Origin of the sequence: Actinoplanes octamycinicus (genome assembly GCF_014205225.1) — a bacterium.
GTDB lineage: Bacteria > Actinomycetota > Actinomycetes > Mycobacteriales > Micromonosporaceae > Actinoplanes > Actinoplanes octamycinicus.
The window spans coordinates 4,462,777-4,482,450 of record NZ_JACHNB010000001.1; the positions used below are offsets into that span (position 1 = coordinate 4,462,777).

Annotated in this window: 19 protein-coding genes and 1 riboswitch; of the genes, 12 read left to right on the forward strand and 7 right to left on the reverse strand. The window is 72.6% G+C overall.

The window, feature by feature from the left end:
• The first annotated feature begins 20 nt into the window (after positions 1-20).
• Positions 21-1,274 (forward strand): glycosyltransferase, encoded by a 1,254-nt coding sequence (locus BJY16_RS19535; protein ID WP_185040992.1) that lies wholly within the window; start codon positions 21-23, stop codon positions 1,272-1,274.
• A gap of 52 nt (positions 1,275-1,326) precedes the next feature.
• Here BJY16_RS19535 and BJY16_RS19540 read toward each other — a convergent pair whose 3' ends face one another.
• From BJY16_RS19540 to BJY16_RS19550, 3 genes are read right to left on the reverse strand one after another with little or no spacing between them, the layout of a single operon-like run.
• Positions 1,327-1,905 (reverse strand): dihydrofolate reductase family protein, encoded by a 579-nt coding sequence (locus BJY16_RS19540; protein WP_185040994.1) that lies wholly within the window; start codon positions 1,903-1,905, stop codon positions 1,327-1,329.
• 21 nt (positions 1,906-1,926) lie between these two features.
• Positions 1,927-2,409 carry an SRPBCC family protein gene (locus BJY16_RS19545; protein WP_185040996.1) on the reverse strand — a complete coding sequence of 161 codons (483 nt, stop codon included), beginning with the start codon at positions 2,407-2,409 and terminating at the stop codon, positions 1,927-1,929.
• Positions 2,406-2,738 (reverse strand): ArsR/SmtB family transcription factor, encoded by a 333-nt coding sequence (locus BJY16_RS19550; RefSeq protein WP_185040998.1) that lies wholly within the window; start codon positions 2,736-2,738, stop codon positions 2,406-2,408. Before BJY16_RS19550 ends, BJY16_RS19545 begins: the two co-directional genes overlap by 4 nt.
• Before the next feature lie 85 nt (positions 2,739-2,823).
• Here BJY16_RS19550 and BJY16_RS19555 point away from each other — a divergent pair, with 85 nt between their 5' ends.
• Positions 2,824-3,444 carry a phosphotransferase gene (locus tag BJY16_RS19555; RefSeq protein WP_185040999.1) on the forward strand — a complete coding sequence of 207 codons (621 nt, stop codon included), beginning with the start codon at positions 2,824-2,826 and terminating at the stop codon, positions 3,442-3,444.
• On the opposite strand, the gene BJY16_RS19560 is transcribed toward BJY16_RS19555, so the two are convergent.
• Positions 3,416-4,168: a tRNA(His) guanylyltransferase Thg1 family protein gene (locus tag BJY16_RS19560; RefSeq protein ID WP_185041000.1), complete on the reverse strand. Its 753-nt coding sequence runs from the start codon at positions 4,166-4,168 to the stop codon at positions 3,416-3,418. The genes BJY16_RS19555 and BJY16_RS19560 overlap by 29 nt on opposite strands.
• A gap of 194 nt (positions 4,169-4,362) precedes the next feature.
• A riboswitch (SAM riboswitch) is annotated at positions 4,363-4,478 on the forward strand.
• An 11-nt stretch (positions 4,479-4,489) separates the two neighbouring features.
• Here BJY16_RS19560 and BJY16_RS19565 point away from each other — a divergent pair.
• From BJY16_RS19565 to sigJ, 6 genes are all read left to right on the forward strand, one after another.
• Positions 4,490-5,104, forward strand: a complete 615-nt coding sequence (locus tag BJY16_RS19565; RefSeq protein ID WP_239177556.1) for a GNAT family N-acetyltransferase — start codon at positions 4,490-4,492, stop codon at positions 5,102-5,104.
• Positions 5,105-5,172: 68 nt separating this feature from the next.
• Positions 5,173-6,177 (forward strand): AF_0692 family protein, encoded by a 1,005-nt coding sequence (locus BJY16_RS19570; RefSeq protein WP_185041002.1) that lies wholly within the window; start codon positions 5,173-5,175, stop codon positions 6,175-6,177.
• A gap of 9 nt (positions 6,178-6,186) precedes the next feature.
• On the forward strand, positions 6,187-7,113 hold the full coding sequence (locus BJY16_RS19575; RefSeq protein ID WP_185041004.1) for a DUF4190 domain-containing protein: 927 nt from the start codon (positions 6,187-6,189) through the stop codon (positions 7,111-7,113).
• Positions 7,114-7,217: 104 nt separating this feature from the next.
• Complete coding sequence (locus BJY16_RS19580; protein WP_185041006.1) at positions 7,218-8,219, forward strand: DUF4190 domain-containing protein; 1,002 nt, start codon at positions 7,218-7,220, stop codon at positions 8,217-8,219.
• 83 nt (positions 8,220-8,302) lie between these two features.
• Positions 8,303-9,487 carry an NAD(P)/FAD-dependent oxidoreductase gene (locus tag BJY16_RS19585; protein WP_185041008.1) on the forward strand — a complete coding sequence of 395 codons (1,185 nt, stop codon included), beginning with the start codon at positions 8,303-8,305 and terminating at the stop codon, positions 9,485-9,487.
• Entirely contained in the window at positions 9,484-10,347 is an 864-nt protein-coding gene (gene sigJ / locus BJY16_RS19590) for an RNA polymerase sigma factor SigJ (RefSeq protein WP_203759067.1), read from the forward strand. The genes BJY16_RS19585 and sigJ overlap by 4 nt, the downstream gene beginning before the upstream one ends.
• Before the next feature lie 14 nt (positions 10,348-10,361).
• On the opposite strand, the gene BJY16_RS19595 is transcribed toward sigJ, so the two are convergent.
• Both BJY16_RS19595 and BJY16_RS19600 read right to left on the reverse strand, forming a co-directional pair.
• The gene (locus tag BJY16_RS19595) at positions 10,362-10,988 is read right to left on the reverse strand and encodes a PilZ domain-containing protein (protein WP_185041011.1); all 627 of its coding nucleotides are present in this window, start codon (positions 10,986-10,988) and stop codon (positions 10,362-10,364) included.
• 93 nt (positions 10,989-11,081) lie between these two features.
• Positions 11,082-11,963 (reverse strand): LLM class flavin-dependent oxidoreductase, encoded by an 882-nt coding sequence (locus BJY16_RS19600; RefSeq protein ID WP_185041013.1) that lies wholly within the window; start codon positions 11,961-11,963, stop codon positions 11,082-11,084.
• 62 nt (positions 11,964-12,025) lie between these two features.
• Between BJY16_RS19600 and BJY16_RS19605 the strand changes: the two genes are divergently transcribed.
• The 4 genes from BJY16_RS19605 (at position 12,026) to BJY16_RS19620 (ending at position 18,287) form a co-directional block, all read left to right on the forward strand.
• Positions 12,026-15,106 (forward strand): amidohydrolase family protein, encoded by a 3,081-nt coding sequence (locus BJY16_RS19605; protein ID WP_185041015.1) that lies wholly within the window; start codon positions 12,026-12,028, stop codon positions 15,104-15,106.
• Positions 15,103-15,891 carry a thioesterase family protein gene (locus tag BJY16_RS19610; RefSeq protein WP_239177557.1) on the forward strand — a complete coding sequence of 263 codons (789 nt, stop codon included), beginning with the start codon at positions 15,103-15,105 and terminating at the stop codon, positions 15,889-15,891. Before BJY16_RS19605 ends, BJY16_RS19610 begins: the two co-directional genes overlap by 4 nt.
• Before the next feature lie 167 nt (positions 15,892-16,058).
• Positions 16,059-17,006: an ATP-grasp domain-containing protein gene (locus tag BJY16_RS19615; RefSeq protein ID WP_185041019.1), complete on the forward strand. Its 948-nt coding sequence runs from the start codon at positions 16,059-16,061 to the stop codon at positions 17,004-17,006.
• 48 nt (positions 17,007-17,054) lie between these two features.
• Complete coding sequence (locus BJY16_RS19620) at positions 17,055-18,287, forward strand: MFS transporter (protein ID WP_185041021.1); 1,233 nt, start codon at positions 17,055-17,057, stop codon at positions 18,285-18,287.
• 181 nt (positions 18,288-18,468) lie between these two features.
• Here the strand turns inward: BJY16_RS19620 and BJY16_RS19625 are convergent, their stop codons facing one another.
• Entirely contained in the window at positions 18,469-19,671 is a 1,203-nt protein-coding gene (locus tag BJY16_RS19625; protein ID WP_185041023.1) for an esterase-like activity of phytase family protein, read from the reverse strand.
• Positions 19,672-19,674: the final 3 nt, after the last annotated feature.

Below are 19,674 nucleotides of genomic sequence, written 5' to 3' on the forward strand. Positions count from 1 at the left end.
CCCGGAACAAAGGAATGACCATGAGCCGTCCTACGCGGAGACTCGTGATCGCGGTCCGCGCCGATCCCGTCATCTGCGGGCACTCGGGTGAGGCACGCAACCTCGCCGAAGTCGCCCTGACCCGGGGCTTCGACGACGTCCGCCTGCTCACCTGGCCGATCCCCGCCCTGCAGGCGGCCGGCCTGCCGCTGAAGCCGCTCGACCGGCTGCTGCCGTACAGCGACGGGATCACCGTCGAACGGCCGGAGGCGGTCGGCGACTACCGGGTGCCGGACGGCCGGCACCTGGCCGGGCTGACCGGCCGGCTGGTCGAGTTGCTCAGCGACGGCGTGCCCACCGTGTGCCTGTCGATGTACCTGGTCCCGCACACCCAGGTGATCAACGACGCGGTCACCGCGGCCCGGGCGGCCGGCTTCAGTCCGCAGGTGCACACGATCGCCAAGGCGGTCGGCTCGGACGTCACCAACGTGATCCGCTCCTGCCTGCGCGAGGGCCGCTTCGGCGCGGCCACCGTGCTGCTCACCACGTTCCTGGCCAGCGACGAGGTGACCGCCGTCTCGCAGTACACCAAGGACGAGATCATCGCCTCGGCCGAGGAGGTGGACGCGCACTGCGGCACCGGGTTCGCCCAGCAGTGCCGGGACCGGGTCACGGTCAGCTACCCGCCGATCGACGCGTCCGCGTTCCTCGGGCTGGCCGACGACGCGATCGAGACCGCGCTGGCCAGACGCGGCCTGAAACGCGGCAAGTACCTGCTCTTCCTGTCCCGGGTGGCCCGCGCCAAGGGGATCTACGACCTGGTCATCGCCTACCGCCAGATGCGTGCCCGGGAGGAGGTCCCGCTGGTGATCGCCGGCACCGGGCCGGCCCTGGAGCACGTGCGCGCGATGGCCAAGGAGGACGACCGGATCATCTTCCTCACCGACGTGGACGACGACGAGAAACCGCTGCTGATGGCCGGCTGCGCCGCCTACGCCCTGCCCACCAAGCCGGAACCGGACTTCGTCGAGACCTTCGGCATCGCCCTCGCCGAGAAGATGCTGGCCGGCGGCGGGCCGATCGTCACCACGCTGACCGGCGGCACCGGTGAGGCGGTCGGCGACACCGCGGTGATCGTCGAGGCCGGCGACGTCGACGCCCTCGCCGAGGCCCTCGACCACGTGATCCTCGACCTGCCCGAGCCCGAGCGGCTGGCCATGGAGTCCCGGGCCCGGGCGTACGCCATGGCCTTCGACCGCACCGCAGTCTTCGACTCGCTCTTCCCACCCGCCTGACGCCCGCCGAGGGGCGGCCGCGCGGCCGCCCCTCGGATCTCCGGTCCCGAAGTCACCGCCGCACCCGATAACCCAGGTGCAGCACCCGGTCGCCCTGGATCACCACGTGCGGATCCTCCAGCAGGTGCTGCCCGTCGACCGCCCCGAAGAACCGCTTGCCGGACCCGAAGACCACCGGCACCACGTCGACCGCCACCTCGTCGACCAGCCCGGCCGACAGCACCTGGCCGCCCACGTCGCCCGCGTTCACCGCGACGACCCGCTCGCCGGCCAGCTCCCGCGCCGTGGCGATCGCCGACCGCACGTCACCGGCGAAGTGGTACGACGCCTCCGGATGCCAGCCCTCGGGCTTGGGCCGGTGCGACACCACGACCACGTGGTCGCCGGTGGGTGGCCTGCCCTCCCAGCCGTTCGTCAGGTCGAAGAGGTGCCGCCCGACGACGATCACACCGATCGACGCCCACATCGGCCGGACATAGGCCGCCGAGGCGCGGGAGACCCGGAAGCGGGCGCCCTCGACGATGGGGGTGTCCCCGTTGTAGTACCAGTCGTGCAGCGGGCCGACGTCGTCCTTCTCGTCGGCGATGAACCCGTCCACCGACATCACGCTGTGCATGATCACTGTGCCCACGGGTGCTCCTCCCCGACCGGGTCAGACCGCGCCCTTGGCGACCAGGGCGTCCAGCTTGGCGTAACCCTCGTTGACGCCGGTCTCCATGCCGCTCTTGAGCCAGGCGTCCCGGCCCTCGAAGCTGTCCACCAGCGACTGCGCGTGCAGCCTGGTCCGGCCGCCGCCCAGGTCCTCGAAGGTCAGCGTCTCCAGGGCGACGCCGTCCGGGGCGCCCTCGAAGGTGAAGGTCTGGACGATCCGGTCCGGGCCGACCTGGTGGAAACAGCCGCGGAAGCCGAACTCCTCCTCGCCGCGGACCGCCTTGTACCGCCACTCGCCGCCGGAGCGGGCGTCCCAGCGCTCGATCCGGGTGGTCGTCGAGTCCGGCCCGCACCACTGGGCGAACAGCTCCGGGTCGGTGTGCGCGCGGAGCAACTGCTCCGGCGTCGCGGTGAAGTCCCGGGTGATCCGGATGATCGGCAGGTCCTGGTCGGCTTCGATGCGTGCCTCGTTCACAATCCTCATCCCTCTCGCTCGTCGATGGTCCTCAACACCGCGTCCAGGCGCTGGTAGCGCGCCTCGGCGCGGCGCCGGTACTGCTCGATCCAGCCACCGATCTCGTCGAAGACGTCCCGCTCCAGCCGCACCGACCGGGGCTGCGGCCCGGCCGGGCGGCTGACCAGACCGGCCTCCTCCAGCACCTTGAGGTGCTTGTAGACCGCCTGCAGCGACATCCGGTAGGGCTCGGCGAGCTGGTTGACCGTCGCGTCGCCGGCCGCCAGCCGCGCCACCATGTCACGGCGCGTCGGGTCGGCCAGCGCGGCGAAGACCCGGGACAGCTCATCGGCCGGCATCTCGTCCTCGTTTCAACTAATCGGTTTAAACATAAGCTAGACCCGGTCCGGCAGACTGTCAACCAGAAAGTTGAAACCGCAGCTCATGAGGCATGGATACACCAACGACACCCGTCGCGACGGGGATGTGGTGATCAAACGGTTCCAGGGGCCGGACGCGGAGCTCCGCCGGGCCACCGAGAGCCGGGTGCTGACCCGGATGGCGGCCGCCGGTGTCCCGGTGCCGGACCTGATCGCCGAGCCGCCCGGCGAGCTGTGGACCCGGTACGTGCCCGGCGCCCACGGCCAGGACCTGATCGACGCCGGGCACGCCGCCGCGGTGCTCGACTCCTGCGGCCGCACCCTGACGCGGTTGCGGACCGTGCACGGCGACTACGGCCCGAACAACATGCTCTTCGACCCGGTCACCTTCGCCACCGTCGCGGTCCTCGACTGGGAGTGGGCCCACGACGGCGACCCGATCGAGGACCTGGCCTGGTGCGAGTGGATCGTCCGGATGCACCACCCGCACGCCGCCGCCGACCTGGACGCCCTCTTCACCGGCTACGGCCACCGTCCACCCTGGCCCGCCCGGCACGCCGCCATGCTGGCCAAGTGCCACGCGATGCGCACCGTGGCCGCCGCGACCGCCGGCCCCGACTCACCCGCCGCCCACACCTGGCGCCACCGGATCGACCTCACCGAGTCGTGGCGACCCGCTCGATGAGCTCCCGGTACCCGTCCTTCATCGGCAGTTCCCGCTCCACCCGGAGCCGCCGCCGCTCGGTGGTCACCGCCATGTCCCGGACCGGATCGTGGCCGGTGTGCGGCACCCGCTCCCACCACAACCCGACCCCGCGTCGCTGCCAGGCGGGCACCTCGTTGAAGTTGATCCCGTGCCGGAAGAGCAGCTCGTTCTTGTCCGCCGTGCTCGCCCCGTCGAGCTCCCGGGTCGCCTCCCGGCGGGACTTGCCGGCCTTGCGCAGCGTCCAGTAGCACCAGCCGTTCAGCGCGCACCGGGCCGCGTCCGCCTGCCGCCAGGAGAAGTAGTCGGCCACGTCGCCCACCCCGGTCCCCAGCCACACCCGCGAGTCGAAGTGCGCCGGCTTGCCGACCGCGAGGCTGAAGGCGGCGCTGGCCAGCCCGGCCGACACCGAGACGAGCTTCTCCACGCCGCGCCCGAACAGCCCGGACCCCGGGTCGAGGAGCACCGAGATCTCGTCGCTCTCGGTGTAGGCGTACCGCCCGCCCAGCTCACCCAGCAGGGTCTCCGCCGTGCTCACCATGTGCCCGGCGAACCGCTCGTCGAACGGCTTGCCGAAGTGCTCCTCGGTGAACCGGGAGAACCCCCGCCCGTCCAGCCGCAGCACCGTCCACGCGCCGGGCAGCACGGTCAGCCGGTGAAAGTACTCCCGGGCCCGCTGCCCGGCCTCGAACGTGTCGGCATCCATCCGCCCATGATCACAGCCGCGGGCCCGCTGGTCCGCCGGTTATTCTCGCTGCCGCGGCGTCGCCGGCACGTCGCGGATCTTTCTTCGGTACGACGGGGAGTCCCGTGCCGGCCGGCCGCTCCGCGGTCTGGGTGGCTCTGTGGGGCGGGAAAGGCGTCCGCTGTGGAGCGGAGTGGCTGTTAGGGTGACGGCCAGGTCATGAGTGCCAGCGTTGAGCCCCGGCTTGCTGGCCGGCAACCCTCCAACCGTGGGTGGGGTGCCCCGGGTGATGACCGGGTCCGGCGCGCGGTGTGCCGGGCAAGCCGCGAAGGGAGTCCTGCTGTGCTGCTCAAAAACCTCGACGCCCCGGTTCTGGACGGTCGCCTGGTCCGCCTCGAGCCGCTGTCCGGACGGCACGCCGCGGACCTGGCGGCCGCCGCCGAGGAGGACCGTTCGTCGTACCGGTACACCTGGGTGCCGACCGCGGCCGAGGTGGACGGGTACCTGGCGGCCCAGCTGGCGCGGGCCGAGGCGGGCGTGCTCAAGCCGTACGCGCAGGTCCTGAAATCGACGGGCCGTGCCGTCGGCGCGACCGGGCTGTGGGATCCGCGCCCCTGGCCGGACCGCGACGAGCTGTGCGCCGTGGAGATCGGCTTCACCTGGCTGGGCGCGTCGGCGCAGCGGTCCGGGATCAACACGGAGGCGAAGTTCCTGCTGCTCCGGCACGCTTTCGAGCGGTGGAACGCGGTGCGCGTGGACCTGAAGACGGATGCCCGCAACGCCCGCTCCCGGGCCGCCATCGAGCGGCTCGGCGCGACCTTCGAGGGTGTCCTCCGCTGCTGGTCGAAGTCCTGGGCGCCGGGGGAGGAGGGCCGGCTGCGCGACTCCGCGATGTACTCGATCATCGCCTCCGAGTGGCCGCACTGCCGGGCCCGGCTGGAGGCCCGGCTCGCCTGACATCTGTCACCGGCGATGCGTGATGTTCGACCGGGGTGACCGGGCGCCGGGAGCGGTGTAGTCGAGGTATGAGAAGCCGCATCGCTCCCACCGTCGGACTCTTCTTCCTGGCCCCGCTGGTCGCCGAGTTCCTGCTGGGCAATCTGCCGATCACCTTCCTGCCCGCGGTGCTGGCGCTGGCCCCGCTCTACGGCGGCGGCGCGCTGCTGATCCGGGAGGTGGTCCGCCGCCGCGGGCGGGGCTGGCCGAACATCCTGATCCTGGCGGTCGCCTACGGCGTGCTGGAGGAGGGGCTGACCACCCAGTCGCTGTTCAACCCCAACTACGCGGACCAGCACCTGCTGGTGGACGGGTTCCTCCCGGCGCTGGGCATCGCGGTGCCGTGGACCGTCTACGTGATCGGCATCCACGTCTTCTGGAGCGTCTGCGCGCCGATCATGATGATGGAGGTGATCTCCGGGGCGCGGCGGACCACGCCGTGGCTGGGGCGGGCCGGGCTGATCGTGACCGGGGTGCTCTTCCTGGCCGGTTGCGGGATCAGCGTGGTGATCACCATGTCGACGTGGCCGTACACCGCGACGCCCGGCCAGTTCCTGACCACCTCGATCGTCCTGGTCCTGCTGATCGCGGCCGGGCTGCTGGTCCGGATCGGCTTCCGGCCGCGGCCGGGTGTCGCGCCGAGCGCCCTGGTGGTGCTGATCGCCACGCTGGTCGCCGGCGCGGTCTTCCAGGGCCTCACCCTGGACGTGCTGCACGTGCCGGCCGCCCTGGCCGTGGCGGTCTGGGTGCTGGACGTGGCGGTCTACCTCACCCTGCTGGCCCACTGGTCGGCGCGCGCGGGCTGGACCGACCTGCACCGCCTGGCGATCGCGGCCGGCGCGCTGCTCACCTACGCCTGGCACTCGTTCGTCGAAACCCCGGTCGGCGCCGCCGCGGCCGCCGTCGACCTGATCGGCAACGCGATCTTCACGGCCGGCGCGGTGACCCTCATCTGGTACGCCTACCGCAAGGTGACCGCCCGTGCCGCGCCGGCCGGGATCTCGGGCGTGCACGACGATCGATCGGTGGGTTAGCGTCCCGTCGTGAACCAGGATCTCCCCGGGCCGCCGCAGCCGGCGCCCGGCCCGGCGCCCGTGCCGCCACCGCCCGACCCGCAGCCCCCGGCGCCGCCGGCCCCGGGCCTCTTCTACCCGCCGCCCGGCCCGCCCGCCTACCCGCTTCCGGGGCAGCCCGCGTACCCGCCGCCCTACGGCGCCTTCCCGCCCGCCGTCCACCCGGGCCAGCCCTATCCACCGCCGGGATATCCGCCGCCGGGCTACCCGGCGTACCCGATGTACGGCCCGGCACCCCGGCGCGAGTTCAACAACGCCGCCATCGCCGCCCTGATCTTCGCGGTCATCGGCGCCCTTCCGTTCGGCTTCGCCCTCGGCTTCGTCGCCCTGTCACAGATCGCGAAGCGCGGCGAGCGGGGGCGCGGGCTGGCCATCGCCGCGGTGACGGTCTCCTCGCTCTATACCCTGGTCTTCCTCGTCGGCGCCGTCGTCGACGACGGCGACGAACCCGAAGCGGGCGGCGCCCGGCCCGCCGCGACGACCGCCGCGCCCGCTCGGCCCGGGGCGACGAGCGCCGCGCCGTTCCGGACCGGCGCGACCTCCGGCCCCGGCCGCCGCGATGTCGAGGACCTCCAGCTGGGCGACTGCCTCAGCTATGTCGACCCGAACGGCAGCGCCGAGTCGTTCACCGTGGAGCTCTGCTCGCAGTCGCACGGCGGCGAGGTCTACGACCTCTGGACCTTCCCAGCCGGCGCCTACCCCGGCGACGCGGAGGCCGACACGACCGCCGGCGACCACTGCGACAAGGCGCTGGACAAGTACGCGACCGGGAAGTTCGCCAAGGCACGCATGCTCTACGTCTATCCGACCCGGGAGTCCTGGGCGTTCGACCGCGGGGTGGTCTGCATCGCCGTGCCGCCGTCGGGCGAGTGGACAGGCTCGATGGTCCACCCCTGAGTGGCCGGTGGGAGCCCGGTGCCGCCGGGCTCCCACCTGGGTCGATACCCAATCGGAACCGTCCCGCCCTCGGTAAAGATCGTTTTCTGGGTTAGCGTCCCGTCGTGAACGAGGACTTCCCCGGGCAGCCCGGTTACCCGCCGCCCGGTCCGCCGCCGCCCGACCCGCTGGCCGCGCCGCCGACCACCCCGATGTACGGCACCCCGCCGCCCAGCTACGCGGCCACGCCCCCGCCGCCCCCGCAGCCCTACGGCGCCTACCCGCCGGCCGCCTACCCAGGGCAGCAGCCTCCGGGTCAGCCTTTCCCGGGTCAGCCGGCTGCCGGCCAGCCTTTCCCGGGCCAGCCGGCTGCCGGCCAGCCTTTCCCGGGCCAACCGGTCCCCGGCCAGCCCTACCCGGGTCAGCCCTATCCGCCGGCCGGCTTCCCGCCGCCCGGGTTCCCGCCGCCGCCGGGCTACCCGGGCTACGGCCCGCAGAAGACCAACGGCGCCGCCATCGCCTCGCTGATCTTCGGCATCCTCGGTGGTGTCCTGATCAGCGTGATCTGCGGCTTCATCGCGCTGTCGCAGATCAAGAAGCGCGGCGACCGGGGCAAGGGCATGGCGGTGGCCGGGCTCAGCCTGTCCGCCTTCTGGGTCGTCGCCATCGCCGGGCTGATCGTGATCGGCTCCCTCGCCGACCCCGGGACGTCCGCCGACGCCGGCCCGACCGGGCTGGGCGCGCGGCCGACCGCCACCGCCACCACGGCCGGCGACCCGGACGACGTGCGGACCGACAAGCTCCGCCCGGGCGACTGCATCGCCACGATCACCGACGAGGACACCGTCTACGACATGCCGGTGATCTCCTGCGCTCAGCCGCACCAGGGCGAGGTCTACAGCGTCACCACCATGGCGGCCGGCACCTTCCCGGGCGACAAGGCGGTGGAGACCGAGGCGGAGAACCGCTGCGGTGACAAGCTCGACCCGTACGCGATCGGCAAGTTCAAGGACGCCGAGTTCTACTACATCTTCCCGTCCCGCCGGTCCTGGACCTCGGACCGCAGCATCACCTGCATCGCGGTCGCCCCGGACAACGGCACCTACACCGGTTCCATGGTCAAGTGACCGTGTGACCTGAGTCACCCCAGTTCACGCCCGGCCCGTCCTGCCCCGTCCCGCGGTAAACACCTAGAGACAGGGGCAGGACGATGTCCAGCAGGATCGTGGTTGTCGGCGCGGGATACACCGGCATGCTCACGGCGGTCAGCCTGGCCGGCCGCACCCGCCGCCGGCCCGGCGTCGAGATCACCGTCGTGAACGCCACCGGCCGCTTCACCGAGCGGCTCCGGCTGCACCAGACCGCCACCGGCCAGGACCTCGCGGAGCTGCGCATCCCGGACCTGCTGGCCGGCAGCAACGCCCGGCTGGAGATCGGCTGGGTGACCGGTGTCGACGCCGCGGCGCGGATCATCCGGATCGACGACGAGCGGGAGATCGGGTACGACACGCTGGTCTACGCGCTCGGCGGCGGGGCGGACACCTCGGCGGTGCCCGGCGCGGCCGACCACGCGTACACCTTGGACTCGGCGAGCGAAGCGAACCTGTTCGCGCGCCGCCTCGGTGAGCTGAACGGCCCCGGCGAGCCGGGTGGCCGAGGAGAGCCGAGCGATCGGCGTGCGGGTCGCGTCCTGGTCTGCGGCAGCGGCCTCACCGGCCTGGAGGCGGCCGCCGAGATCGCCGAACAGTATCCGCACCTCGCGGTCACGCTGCTGGGCCGCGCCGAGCCCGGCCAGAACCTCGGGCCGAAGGCCCGGCGCCACGTCCGGACCGCTCTGACCCGGCTGGGCGTCCAGGTCCGGACCGGCGAGATCATCAAGGTACGCCCGGACGGCGCCGACCTGGCGAGCGGCGAGACCGTGCCGGCCGACGCGATCCTCTGGACCAGCGGGGTCCGGGTCCCGCCCCTGGCGGCGGCCGCCGGGCTGACCGTCGACGACCGTGGCCGGATCGTCGTCGACGACGCGCTGCGCTCGGTCTCGCACCCGGAGGTGTGGGCGATCGGCGACGCCGCCGCGATCACCCAGCGGTACGGCGTCATGCACGGCACCTGCCAGGGCGGGATGCCGACCGCCGCGCACACCGCCGCGCAGATCGTCCGCGACCTGGACGGCAAGCCGGTCAGACCGTTCCGGTTCGGCTACTACCACGCCCCGATCAGCCTGGGCCGCCGGGACGCGGTCGTCCAGTTCACCCACGCCGACGACTCTCCGGCCCGGGCGGCGCTGACCGGCCGCGCCGCGGTCTGGTACAAGGAGACCGTGACAGCCTCGCCGTGGCCGACCTTCCGGCGCGCCCTGAAGCACCCGGCCTCGGTGATGGTGTGGCGCCGGTGACCGTCTTCGATCAGTATCGGAACCTGCTCTTCTCGGTCGCCTACCGGATCCTCGGCAGTGCCGCGGACGCCGAGGACGCGGTGCAGGACTCCTGGCTGAAGTGGTCGGCGGCGGACCGGTCCAAGGTCGCCGACCCGAAGGCCTACCTGGTCCGGATCGTGTCGAACACGGCGCTGGACCGGCTCCGGTCGGTCACCGCGCGGCGCGAGACCTACGTCGGCCCGTGGCTGCCCGAGCCGATCCTGACCAGCGGCGAGGCGCCCGACGTGGCGCCCGCCCTGCTGCTGGTCCTGGAGAACCTGACGCCGCTGGAGCGGGCCGTGTTCGTGCTGAAGGAGGCGTTCGCGTTCAGCTACGAGGAGATCGCCGAGGCGGTGGAGCGGACCCCGGAGACGGTGCGCCAGGCGGCGCACCGGGCGCGCGAGCACGTACGGTCGCACCGCCCCCGTTTCCCGGCGGACCGCGACCGGCAGCGGGCGGTGACCGAGCGCTTCTTCGCGGCCGCCTCCGGCGGTGACATCAATACGCTGATGGAGCTGCTCGCGCCGGACGTCACGCTGTGGACCGACGGCGGCGGCAAGGTGCGCCAGGCGATGCGCCCGGTGCACGGCGCCGAGCGGGTCGCGGCGTGGCTGGCCGGCGTGGGCAGCCGGCCCTACGAGGGGGTGCGGCCGGACCAGATGTCGGCCGCCCTGGCCGAGCTGAACGGCGGCGCCGGCGTGGTGATCACCGGGGCCGGGCGGGTGCTCGGCACGCTCACCCTGGACCTGGACGTGGACGGCCGGGTGGCGGCGATTCTGAACACCGCCAACCCGGACAAACTCGCCGCGATTCAGGGTGGTGTGGTCCACCCGCTGTGACCCGCCGGCCGGCCTCAGGCCCGCTGGCGGGCCTTGCGGCGCTCGCCGATCTCCCAGGCGATCACGTACTGCCGGATCATCTGGGCGAGCGGGTCGATCGTCTTGAAGATCAGCACCACGTGGAAGCCGGGCTCGTCGCCGGCCGGGCGGACCGCGTACACCTTGCCCTTGATCTCGGCCTCGCCGTTGCCGAGCCAGACCAGGGCGCGCATGTAGTCGCCCTCCTTGACCATCTTGGCGTCCGGCACCCAGAACCGCAGGCCGCCCTCGCTGATGTCGAGCATCTGGCCCTGCAGCCAGCTCGGGCCCCACTCGCCGAACAGGCGGATCGAGGCGCCGGCGCCGCCACGGGCGAACTCCCGCCGGTTGCTGATCTCCGGCTCCGCGGTCGGGAACAGCGTCCACCGGAACGGCGACGAGTCGGTGACCCCCTTGAGCAGGACCGGCATCTTGACCCGGGTGCGCGGCGGCACCCAGAACACCTCGAACTCGTAGCCGGGCAGGAAGCCGTCCGGTCCGCTGGTCTCCAGCGGAGCCGCCACGCTGAACGTGCCGTCGTCCACCGATTCGAGGCGGGAACGGATGTTCACACCGTCCCCGAGGGCCAGGAAAATCGGGGAGCCGATCTCAGGCAGGTCCATCAGAGCAGGCCTTTCGCGTCGCCGAGCCCGCACCTCGCGGGTCGCCCTTGCATGTCGGCGACGGGCTCGGCGACGTGAGGAGTCACCCCGGGATCAACCCCGTTGCAACCCGAGGACCGTGTCCATGGCCTTGAGCTTCTCGGCGCCGGAGCCGAGGAAGGCGTCCGGGACGATCAGCTCGTCCAGGCCGGCGGCGCGGTACTCGGCGATCGCGTCGGCCAGTTTCGCCGGGCTGCCGCCGATGGCCGGCATCGGGGCGCCCTCCGGCAGCGGGCCGTTCACCACGGTCAGCGCCTGCGCGGTGCGGGCGATCGACTTCGGGTCGCGGCCGCGCTCGGCGCAGAACCGGTCGAGGACCGCGGACTTGTGCGCGAACAGGTCGGGCAGGCCCCAGGTGTTCCACATGTCGGCGTACTCGGCGACCACGCCGAGCATCCGCTTCTCGCCCTTGGCGCCGATCATGATGGGCAGCGGGTCCTGCACCGGCTTGGGCTCGCAGACCGCGTCGGTGAGCTGGTAGTACTCACCGTCCAGGGTGGTCCGCGGCTGCCGCAGCAGGCCGTGCAGCACCTGCAGCGCCTCGACGAAGCGGTCCAGCAGCTGCCTGGTCGGGGGCAGCTCGATGCCGTACTGCTGGTGCTCGTTGACCTGCCAGCCGGCGCCGACGCCGAGGGTGAACCGGCCACCGGTGACGTGGTCGACGGTGGCCGCCATGTTGGCCACCACGGCCGGGTGCCGGTAGGTGTTGCCGTAGACCAGGGTGCCGATCCGGACCCGCGGGACGGCCGCGCCGAGGGCGGCGACCAGCGAGCCGGCCTCCAGGGTCGGGTGGTCGGGGTCGCGGCCGGTCCCGGCGTTCGGCATGAAGTGGTCGGCGATCCAGACGCCGTCCCAGCCGGTCTCTTCCGCGTGACGGGCGGTCTCCAGAATGTCGGACCAGGGCTGACCCGCACCCGGCCAGATCGAAATGCGCATACCGTGACCCTATCGGCATGATCGGTGTTGTCTCATTCCATCAACGGGTGTCTATTAGCCAGATGAGCGCAGTCAGCAGACGTGAGCTTCTCGCCGGGGTTGCCGGCGCCACCGTCCTCGGTCCGGCCGTCGCCGGGGCCGCCTCCGCCGCGACCCGCCGCGCCGGGCTGCGCCAGGGCACCGGCCTGGCGGTCCGCCAGTCGCCGGACGGCCGGCGGATCGCCATGGACCTGGCCGGCGTGCTGTGGGTGCTGCCCGCGCCGGGTGGGCCGGCCCGGCGGCTGACCGGGGACCTGTTCGACATCGCCCAGCCGGACTGGGCGCCGGACGGCCGGACCATCGCGGTCCAGTCGTACCGGGCCGGGTCGTTCGACCTGTGGCTGATCCGCCCGGACGGCTCCGGGCTGCGCCGGCTCACCAGCGGGCCGTTCGACCACCGGGAGCCGCGCTTCGCGCCGGACGGCCGCCGGCTGGCGTTCTCCAGCGACCGGGACGGCAGCTACGGCATCCACCTGCTCGACCTGGCGTCCGGCGCGATCACCGCGGTGCCCGGCGGGACCGCCGCCGAGGAGTACGAGCCGGCCTGGTCCCCGGACGGCGCCCGGATCGCCTTCGTGGTCGGCAACACCCGGATCGACGTGGTCGAGGTGGCCACCGGCGCCCGGACCACCCGGGTCACCGTCCCCGCCGGCCGGATCCTGCACTCCCCGGAGTGGACACCGGACGGCACCGGCGTCGTCCACCAGGTCACTCTGGACGGTCGCAGTGAGCTGTGGCGCGACGGCACCCCCGAGATCACCGGCGAGGAGGTCTTTCCGTTCCGGGTCAGCTTCGGTCCGGACGGCAGTTTCGTGTACGCGGCGGACGGCGCGATCCGGCGCCGCAAGCTCGGCTCGGCGTCCCGCTCGGAGATCGGTTTCGTCGCGCCGCTCACGCTGACCACCCCGGACTACCGCAAACGGTCCCGGGACTTCGAGTCGGTCCAGCCGCGGCCGGTGCTCGGCATCGGCAGCCCGGTGCTCTCCCCGGACGGCCGGTCGGTGGCGTTCCGCGCGCTCAACGACATCTGGACGATGCGGATCGGGCAGCCGCCCCGGCCGCTCACCCGGGACGCCTGGTGGAAGTCGGATCCGGCCTGGTCACCGGACGGCCGGTACCTGTCCTACTCCACCGACCGCTCCGGCAAGCTGGACATCTGGCTGCGCGACCTGGCCACCGGCGCGGACCGGCAGCTGACCGCGCTGCCGAACGCGGCGGCGGTCTCCGGCAGCTGGTCCGCGGACGGCTCGCAGCTGGCCTTCCTGGACCAGACCGGAGCGCTCTACACGGTGCGGGTCGCCACCGGCGAGGTGCGCAAGCTGTTCACCGCCACCTTCGAGCCGGGCCGGCCGAGCTGGTCGGCGGACGGCCGGACCATCGCGCTCGCGGCGATCGTGCCGTACTCGGCCCGGTTCCGGGAGGGGCTCAGCAAGATCCTGCTGGTCGACACCGCCACCGGGGCCGGCCGCTACCTCGACCCGCTGCCCCGGCGCTCGCTGCAGACCCGCGGCGACGACGGTCCGGTGTGGTCGCCGGACGGGACCCGGCTGGCGTTCGTGGTGGCCAGCGTGCTCTGGGTGGTCGACGTGCACCCGGACGGCAGCTACGCGGGGACGCCGCGGCAGCTCACCCACGAGGTCACCGACGCGCCGAGCTGGAGCGGTGACTCGACCCGGCTGCTCTACCTGAGCAACGGGCGGCTCCGGCTGATCGACGCGGACGGCGGCTCCCCGCGTACCGTAAATCTGCATTTGACCTGGGCGAACACCGCGCCTCGCGGGCGGACCGTGATCCGCGCGGGCCGGTTCTGGGACGGCGTCAGCCGGACCCTGCGCCGGGACGCCGACCTGGTGCTCGAGGGCCACCGGATCGTCGAGGTCGGACCGCACCGTGACGACCGGGACGGGCGGCTGATCGACGCGCGCGACGCGGTGGTCACGCCCGGGCTGATCGACATGCATCACCACCGCGAGATGCAGGGCTACGGGTACGGGGCGCGGCAGGGCCGGCTGTGGCTTTCCCTCGGGATCACCACCACCCGCTCGCCGGGCAGCCCGGCCTACCACATGGTCGAGGAGCGCGAGGCGGTCCAGTCCGGGGCGCGGATCGGGCCGCGCTACTTCGCCACCGGCGAGGCGGTCGACGGGTCGCGGATCTTCTACAACTTCATGCGGCCCACCTTCGACGCCGCCCAACTGGCCCTGGAGCTGGAACGGGCCGGCGCGCTCGGCTACGACCTGATGAAGTCCTACGTGCGGCTCGCCCCGGACCGGCAGCGGCAGGTGATCGCCTGGGCGCACCGGCACGGCGTCCACGCCACCTCGCACTACCACTACCCGGCGTTCGCCTTCGGCGGTGACGGGCAGGAGCACGTCGGCGCGACCAGCCGGTTCGGTTACTCGCGGACGGTCACCGCGCTCGGCTCGGCGTACTCGGACGTGGCGGAGATCTTCGTGCGGAGCGGGGCCACCCTGACCCCCACCCTGTTCGGCGCGGTCACCCTGCTCGGCGACGACGCCGGCCTGGTCGACGACGTCCGGGTCCGCACCCTCTACCCGAGCTGGGAGTACGCCACCCTGCGCGGCATCGCGGAGACCGCCCGGACCACCGACCAGACGGTGAACCGGCAGAACCTGGCCCGGCAGGTGGCGCACGTGGCGCGAGTGCTGCGCGGCGGCGGCCGGGTGATCACCGGCACCGACTCGCCGATCTCGCCGAACGCGGTCAGCACCCACCTCAACCTGCGCGCCATGGTCGCCTACGGGATGACGCCGTGGGAGGCGCTGAGCACCGCGACCCGGATCCCGGCCGACTTCCTCGAGGAGCCGCTGGGGCGGATCGCGCCCGGCCGCTACGCCGACCTGGTGATCCTGGGCGGCGACCCGCTGACCGACATCGATCAGGCGGCGAACGTCCGGCAGGTGATCGCGGCCGGCGTACCGCACACCGTCGACTCGTTGCTGGCGCCGTTCACCGCGGTGTCCCCTCTTCGGGAGAGCGCGGTGCGTCCGGTCGCCGAGCATCCGGACAACGCCGCGTTCTGGTGGCATGATCCCGAGTACGTCGAGCACAGCCGGCATGCATGTTGTTCGGAGGTTTTGTGACGGTCGGTGCCTTCTACCTCCCGGTGGGCGAGAACGAGTTCGAGTCCACCTCCGCGACGGCCAGCCCGTGGGACTTCTCGCTCCAGCACGGCGGCCCGCCGGCCGCCCTGCTGACCCGGGCCATGCAGCGCTGCGGTGCGGGCGGGGCCACCCCGCTCGCCCGGGTCACCGTCGACTTCCTCGGCGGCATCCCGCAGGGCCGGCTGCGCACCGAGGCCCGGGTGCTGCGGCCCGGCCGGCGCGTCGAGCTGCTCGAAGCCGAGCTGTGGGCGGACGGCAAGCTCGCCGTGCAGGCGAGTGCCTGGCGGATCCGGCAGCAGGACGGCGCGACCGCCGCGGTGGCCACCCCCGCCGTCCTCCCGCCGCCGCTGCCGGCGCCCGCGGCCGGCTGGCCGTTCGGCGGGATCAGCCGGGACTGGGGTTACGGCAACGCGATCGAGTGGCGGTTCGTCGCCGGCGGATTCGCCGACCCGGGACCGGCGTCGGTCTGGACCCGGGTCCGGATCCCGCTGGTCGACGGCGAGGAGAGCACCCCGGAGCAGCGCGCGATGATCGTCGCCGACTCGGCCAACGGGCTCTCCGGCGAGCTGCCGATGGCGGATTGGCTGTTCATCCCGCCGACGCTCAGCGTCACCTTCCAGCGCGCGCCCGAGTCGGCGTGGATGTTCCTGGACGCGGCCAGCAGCATCGGCCCGAACGGCACCGGCATCGCCCAGGGCACCATCACCGACGAGCGCGGCCTGGTCTGCCGGATCAGCCAGCCGCTGCTGGTCGCGCCCCGCTGAGGACGCGTCCGGCGGCGGCGCGGAGCCGGTCGGCCGTGCCGGCTCGCGGCTGACCCGGCGCGGCTGGGACGTCCGGCAACGGCCAGGCCGGGACCGGCCACCCCGGGGCTGTCCGGCCTCGCCCCGCGCGCGGATCTTCCTGGTGTCCCCGACCCTCGGAGGTTTCCATGACGTCGTCACAGCGCCCGCTGGTCGTCATCCTGGGCAACGAATACGACGCCGCCGATCACGCCATCCTGTTCCCCCGTGTCCGGCAGCTGGGCGTGGAGATCATCCGTATCCACCCGGATGATCTGGTGACCCGATTCGACCGCCGGAAGACCGGCTTCTGGCACCACGGCAGAGAGATCCACCCCCGGCTGGTGATCGGATGGGTGTACGAGGACATCCTGTACCGGGGGATGCAGCAACTGGAGGCCTTCGAACGGGCCGGGGTGCCGGTCCTCAACACCGCTCGGACCCTCTTCTGCGGACAGAACAAATACCTGAACACCGCGATGCTGCACGCCGCCGGTGTGCCACACCTGCCGGTCATCTCCGGCCGCGACGACGCGGGTCTGGAGCCCTGGCTCGAGCAGCACGGCTATCCGCTGGTCTGCAAGCCGATCGGCGGCTTCGGCGGCAACGGGCTCCGCAAGATCAGCACCCGGGCCGAGCTGGCGGCGGCCCTGGACGAGATCCGCGCCTCGGACGAGGACTACTACCTGCAGCCCTTCGTGGAGAACCCCGGTCGGGACATCCGGGTTCTCTGCGTCAACTACGAGCCCGTGGTCGCCCTCTACCGCTACGCCGCCACCGGCAACTGGATCACCAACACCATCGCCGGCGGAACCCCGCAGCCGATGGAGACGATGAGCGGGGACCTCCGCGACATCGCCCGCCGCGCGTCCATGGCGGTGAACGCGCGGATCTCCGGGGTGGACGTCACCGAGGACCTGCGGACCGGTTCGCTGCGGATCTTCGAGACCAACACCTGCCCGAGCAGCGAGCCGAACTTCACCCTGATGAACCGGCCGCCGGTGGCGCTGCATGCGCTGGCCGAGTACATCGCGGCCATCGCCCTGCACGGTCCCTCCCGGATCGACGCCTGGCGGCCGGAGCTCGCCGGTGTCTGATCGCCGGCGAGTTCAGCGGGCATCGGATCAGCCTCGCCGGGCGGCGCCATGCTGACGGTTCTGCGCGATCCCGGGTTCCTCCGGTTGTCGGCCAGCTACGCGGCCTCGGCGTCGGCCTCGGCGTTGTTGCCGACCGCCCTGACCCTCGCGGTCATCGACCAGCTCGGCGGGGTCCGGGCGCTCGGGCTGGTGCTGGGCGCCCGCACCCTGGGATTCATCGCCGGCGTGCTGCCGGCCGGGGTGATCGCGGACCGCCTGCCCCGGCACCGGGTGATGGCCTGGGCCAGTGGCATCCGGGCGGTGGCCACCGTGGTCACGCTCGCCTTCTTCCACCTGCCGGTGGCTTTCGTCTGCGCCAGCGTCTTCTTCGTGGGCGCCGGTGAAGGGGTCTTCCGGACGGCGTACCAGGCACTGGTCGGCGAGCGGGTCCCGGAGCCGGACCGCCCGGCGGCCAACGCCGTCACCACCGTGGTGATGCGGGTGACCCTGGTCGTCGGTCCCGGCCTGGCGACGCTGCTCTACACCCAGCTGTCGCTGGTCGTGTGCCTGCTCGCCGGCGCCGTCCTGTGGGCCGGGTCCGCGCTGCTCGCCGTGGTCGTCCGTGGGGCACCGCGAACGGCGGCGCGGCCGGGAGCCGGTGCGGCCACCGAGTTCCGGGTGGGACTGGCCGAGGCCCGCCGGCACCGCTGGTTCCTCGCCGGGCTGGCCGCCTTGGCGGTGTGGCTGACCCTGGCGTACTCGGTCCAGCAACTGCAGCTGCCGGTGGTCAGCGCGGCGCGCTTCGGCGGGTACGCGCTGGTGGGCGCGGTGCTGGGCGCGTACTCGGTGGGTGCGATCCTGGGCGCCGTCCTGATGGCGCGCTGGCAGCCCCGGCAGCTCGGGCTGGTCGCCTTCCTCGGCCTGGGCCTGTACGGGCTGGTGCCGATCTCGCTGGCCCTGTCCTCGACGCCGGTCCTGATCGCCGCCGCCTACCTGGTCGGCGGGATCGGCATCGAGGTGTTCAACGTCCCGTGGTTCACCGCCATCCAACGCGAGGTGCCCACCGACAAGCTGGCCCGGGTCTCCGCGCTGGACTTCCTGGTGTCCTACGGGATGAGCCCGATCGGGCTGGTCCTGCTGCCGGTCGCCGGCGACGCCTGGGGCGCCGGGGTGACGCTGGTGCTGGCCGGCGGCGCCACCACTCTCGCCTGCCTCGCCGCGCTGCTCGTGCCGGGGGCGAGGCGCTTTCACGATCCGCTCGTCCGGCGCGCCGACCCGACCCGGCAGCGCGTCGCGGCGTAGGCCGCCGGGAGAGCCGATCCAAGCCGGGGACACCACGAGGCGTGGTGTCCCCGGCTTTCTGGTGCCGTCCCTTCACCCCCGTGCCGAAAAGGGCCGCGTCTCCCTGTCTAGCCGCTCGGGAGTTGTCTGGCTCCTGATCCGGACCGTCAGACAAACAACACCGGACAATCTCCGGGGTTGCTCAGCGGAGCAGGTCCTTGTCGGCGTGCAGGCGGTGGGGGAGTTCGATGGTGATCCACTCGTTGTTGTCGGCCCGGCCCGGGGTGCGGCCACTGGAGAACGGGAAGTTGTTGTCGTTCAGGACGGCCAGGTGGGTGTCGTCGAGGATGACCACGTCCTCGATGGTCTGGAACGGGAAGGTGAAGGTGGCGCCGAAACCGCCGAGCTTGCGCGGGTTGGCGAGGTTCATCAGGTCGACCAGCAGGGTCTTGTCGAGCAGGCCGTCGTGGTCGCGGTCCCGCTTGTCGGCCAGGTAGAGGCGCTTGACCTTGGCCGTCTCGCCCTGGCCGCCGTCCCGCTCGATGATCAGGAAGCGGTCGTCGTCGACCGCGACGGCGTCGCCGATCGCGTTCGCGGTGGACTCCAGCTGGTAGCGGTAGCGCTTGCCGGTGTACCGCTGGCGGCGGGTGTCGAACTCGTTGAGCCGCAGCTGGCCCGGGGTGTCCCCGGCCACCGTGCCCTCGAGCAGGCCGTAAATGTAGCGGCCGCTCGGCGAGGAGGCCAGACCCTCGAAGCCCTTGCTGCTGGTCGTGGTGGCCGGCACGCCGGTGCGCGCGGCGGTCTCCGGCGCGACCACCCCGTCGAGCGGGATCGGCGCGGTCAGCAGCCGGCCGGCCCGGTCGAAGTGCAGCAGGTACGGGCCGAACTCGTCACCGATCCAGTAGGTGCCGTCCGTCGCCTTGACGATCGACTCGACGTCGAAGTCGGCGCCGGTCAGCACCCGGTCCTCGCGGGTCAGCCTCCAGGAGACCCGCTTGTCCGGGTCGGTCAGATTCAGGCCGCCGACGACGTCCACGGTGCTGGTGGCGAAGGCCGGGGCGAGCCGCTGGATCCGCAGCAGGAAGTCGGCCGAGTTGGCCTGGTTGCCGTACCCGTTGTCGGAGAGCACGTCGAACGTGCCGTCGTGGTTGTTCACGATGCCGGAGAAGCCCTGCACCGGCTGGTCGGCGAACGGCGCGGTGAACCCGTGCAGGTCACCGGTGGCCAGCGCGCCGGACGGCTCGCTGCCCGGGACGAACGTGCCGGCCGGCAGCGACGCCCAGCCGGTCAGGGTCGGGACGGTGACCTTCGGGTGGCTGCCCGCGACCGACGCGGTGCCGCTCAGGGTCACGGCCAGGACCAGCGCGCCGGCGCCGGCGAGCGTGCGAGTGACGATCTTTCCCATGGG

What these genes read in the sequence shown, in the direction of transcription:
- BJY16_RS19535 (WP_185040992.1), top strand. Translation starts at nt 21, where the DNA reads ATGAGCCGTCCTACGCGGAGACTCGTGATCGCGGTCCGCGCCGATCCC.
- BJY16_RS19545 (WP_185040996.1), bottom strand. Translation starts at nt 2,409, where the DNA reads ATGAGGATTGTGAACGAGGCACGCATCGAAGCCGACCAGGACCTGCCG.
- BJY16_RS19550 (WP_185040998.1), bottom strand. Translation starts at nt 2,738, where the DNA reads ATGCCGGCCGATGAGCTGTCCCGGGTCTTCGCCGCGCTGGCCGACCCG.
- BJY16_RS19555 (WP_185040999.1), top strand. Translation starts at nt 2,824, where the DNA reads ATGAGGCATGGATACACCAACGACACCCGTCGCGACGGGGATGTGGTG.
- BJY16_RS19560 (WP_185041000.1), bottom strand. Translation starts at nt 4,168, where the DNA reads ATGGATGCCGACACGTTCGAGGCCGGGCAGCGGGCCCGGGAGTACTTT.
- BJY16_RS19570 (WP_185041002.1), top strand. Translation starts at nt 5,173, where the DNA reads ATGAGAAGCCGCATCGCTCCCACCGTCGGACTCTTCTTCCTGGCCCCG.
- BJY16_RS19585 (WP_185041008.1), top strand. Translation starts at nt 8,303, where the DNA reads ATGTCCAGCAGGATCGTGGTTGTCGGCGCGGGATACACCGGCATGCTC.
- BJY16_RS19595 (WP_185041011.1), bottom strand. Translation starts at nt 10,988, where the DNA reads ATGGACCTGCCTGAGATCGGCTCCCCGATTTTCCTGGCCCTCGGGGAC.
- BJY16_RS19600 (WP_185041013.1), bottom strand. Translation starts at nt 11,963, where the DNA reads ATGCGCATTTCGATCTGGCCGGGTGCGGGTCAGCCCTGGTCCGACATT.
- BJY16_RS19605 (WP_185041015.1), top strand. Translation starts at nt 12,026, where the DNA reads ATGAGCGCAGTCAGCAGACGTGAGCTTCTCGCCGGGGTTGCCGGCGCC.
- BJY16_RS19615 (WP_185041019.1), top strand. Translation starts at nt 16,059, where the DNA reads ATGACGTCGTCACAGCGCCCGCTGGTCGTCATCCTGGGCAACGAATAC.
- BJY16_RS19620 (WP_185041021.1), top strand. Translation starts at nt 17,055, where the DNA reads ATGCTGACGGTTCTGCGCGATCCCGGGTTCCTCCGGTTGTCGGCCAGC.
- BJY16_RS19625 (WP_185041023.1), bottom strand. Translation starts at nt 19,671, where the DNA reads ATGGGAAAGATCGTCACTCGCACGCTCGCCGGCGCCGGCGCGCTGGTC.